At 29.6% G+C, this 2,443-nt stretch carries 4 protein-coding genes; all 4 read right to left on the reverse strand.

Annotated elements, in window-relative coordinates:
* Positions 1 to 50 precede the first annotated feature (50 nt).
* The 4 genes from RV13_RS20210 to RV13_RS20225 all read right to left on the reverse strand — a co-directional run bounded on the left by RV13_RS20210 (position 51) and on the right by RV13_RS20225 (position 2,356).
* Positions 51 to 674 carry a recombinase family protein gene (locus tag RV13_RS20210; RefSeq protein WP_002288897.1) on the reverse strand — a complete coding sequence of 208 codons (624 nt, stop codon included), beginning with the start codon at positions 672 to 674 and terminating at the stop codon, positions 51 to 53.
* Positions 675 to 944: 270 nt separating this feature from the next.
* Positions 945 to 1,457, reverse strand: a complete 513-nt coding sequence (locus tag RV13_RS20215; RefSeq protein ID WP_000774078.1) for a hypothetical protein — start codon at positions 1,455 to 1,457, stop codon at positions 945 to 947.
* A gap of 6 nt (positions 1,458 to 1,463) precedes the next feature.
* On the reverse strand, positions 1,464 to 1,982 hold the full coding sequence (locus RV13_RS20220) for a YfbU family protein (protein ID WP_000357244.1): 519 nt from the start codon (positions 1,980 to 1,982) through the stop codon (positions 1,464 to 1,466).
* Positions 1,983 to 2,143: 161 nt separating this feature from the next.
* The gene (locus tag RV13_RS20225) at positions 2,144 to 2,356 is read right to left on the reverse strand and encodes a hypothetical protein (RefSeq protein WP_002349227.1); all 213 of its coding nucleotides are present in this window, start codon (positions 2,354 to 2,356) and stop codon (positions 2,144 to 2,146) included.
* Positions 2,357 to 2,443 lie beyond the last annotated feature (87 nt).

Genomic DNA, 2,443 nt, shown 5'->3' on the forward strand with positions numbered 1-2,443 from the left:
TAGTAGATTTAAAACTTTGCAACAGAACCCTTCTTTCTAACTGGAACATATTACATTCCTAAATCTCTTTTTACTCGATAAACGGTTTTTCTTGTAACTCCTGCGTTCTTTGCTATTTTAGAAATAGTTTCTTTTTTCTTCAGACCATCAACAATTTCATCGTAAATCAATTTGTTTTTTCCTGTTGCATTGGCATGGTATTGAATCTTTTTACCAGTATAACGACCATTTTTCTTTGCAATTTCAATGCCTTGTTTTTGACGCTCTTTGATTTTTTTCCGTTCGTTTTCAGCAACATAGCTAAACACTTCTATGACTAAATTTGTTAGCAAGTCTCTTAATGCAGGGTCAGTTACCCCATTAAACGACGGTAGGTCTAATATTTCAATAGAAGCACCTTTACTACGAAACAATTGAAGTAAGTCTTTTGTATCTTTACTATTTCTTGCTAATCGATCAAGACTAGGAATAATAATCGTATCTCGTTCACGTATGAAAGAAATAAGCTCTTGCAGCTCTGGTCTGTTTTCAATATTTTTTCCAGAGACTTTTTCCTCGAAAATTTTTAAATCGTCTTCAGCAATATTATTTTTGACTGACCAATTTTCAATTAGCTTATGTTGCCGAGCTAAACTTTGATCGTCGGAAGAAACTCTTAAATAAGCTAAATACATTTGCCATCATTCCTATCCAATCTATTTACTATTAGTATACAGGTCTTAGGGTACACTTTGCAATAAAGAAAAACCGCTGAAAAATCAACGCTTTAAGCAAATATGGATTTGTACCATTAGAGTATACCCAAAAGAAACAACAAATAAACTGTAGATAGCGGGTTCAAGTTGTAGTCGTTGCTGGCTACATCACCTCCTTTAAGTATTTCTTAGGTAACAGAAATGTGAACACAAAAATAAGGACATTAGTTTATTTTAAAACTAACATCCTTAATATCTTAATTTATCCATATTTTGAGAAATAATACTTTTCCATTCAGAAACTAATTTAGTAAGGAATCTTGCAATGTTTTGTCTCATTAATTCATTATTTCTATTATCTATAAGATCTGTTAGATATTTTTCAAATTCTAAAAAGCTATCCGAATTTTCTTCGACGATTAAATACTTAAGAGAATTTATATCGGAAAAGATAGATTCAAGTTTACTAATCTCATTTTCTAAATCTATATTTTCACGTGTGATTATCTCATCACTTTTTCTTAAAAAGCTAAAAATTGCATCAGTTGCTTTACACTTTTCCATTAAAGAAGTATATTCTTCAATTTTTCTTCTTTCTTTATGGTCATTTTTTAAATCAGTTTCAATGTCTTTTTTCATTTGTTCTATACTGAGTTTGTTCTTTTTGTTCTTTTGAGTAAATCTAAAATTCAAACACGAAAAAAGTATGTTAGCAATAACACCTATAATAGCAAATAAATCATTTATACTATTTAATTTCATTTATCATCACAAACTTAGAACTTTACTTATCATCTCATAAGACAAGTTTCCAAATTGATAATTATTGGTAGATTTTAAATCATTATAATTTTCGAGAAATTTTATATAAGTACCTCTCATCGGTTTATGGCTATTAAAAGTGTTAAAATCACTATCTTCAACTATTTCTTGAAACCTATTTAATTTTTCAATAAAAAATTGTGCATAAAGTGCTAACTTAAATTCGGTAGAGCTATTAAAGTCAAAACCTTTAAATTGTATATAATAATTATCAATTGAATTTATATCTTTTAATTTATTTTTACTAAAAGTAATATCTCTATACATATTTAATATGTCTAGAACAAACCGCGAATCTTCTTCTGGCAATGGATCAGAAATATTTTCAAATATTTCACTATAGTGATATTCGTAACCTTCTGTTAGTATTTCTATTTTTTCAGCATAGTATTTTTCTTCGTTAGGATTTAAAGCTTTTAAAATTTCAAACTGATTTATTAATGTTAATCTATTAAATTTATCCATATTTTATCCTCCATGATTTATTTACTTTCATTATATAAAAGAATGAGATATAATATAAATGAAAGGGCATGCTGTCACATGCCCAGTGTAGTCCGTTCAAAGCGGATGGCATGTAAATAAAGCTTTAGAGCTCGTCTACCTCGCCAAAAGTTGAGACGGCTCTATTTTTTTTGTTCTTTTTTGAACTTTAACCAAGCTAAAATCGAATCGCTAGCTTTCGCTACGGCAGTAATAACTACTGCTGCTGCTCCGATAATAGCAATGATTTGATCCAATGAGAACAAATCAGGCATTTCCTTTCTACAGAGTACGTCCGATAAGCTAATAAGCCCATAGGCACCACGCTCCTTCAATTGGATTTGCCAAACCGCCACAAACTTTCTACAGTAACATTATATCATAGAATAAAGAACTTTAGATTGACTAAAAAAGCGGTTCTGTTGCAAAGTTTTAAATCTACT

The sequence above is a fragment of the Enterococcus raffinosus genome, from assembly GCF_001886185.1.
In the GTDB taxonomy this organism is placed as follows: domain Bacteria; phylum Bacillota; class Bacilli; order Lactobacillales; family Enterococcaceae; genus Enterococcus_A; species Enterococcus_A raffinosus.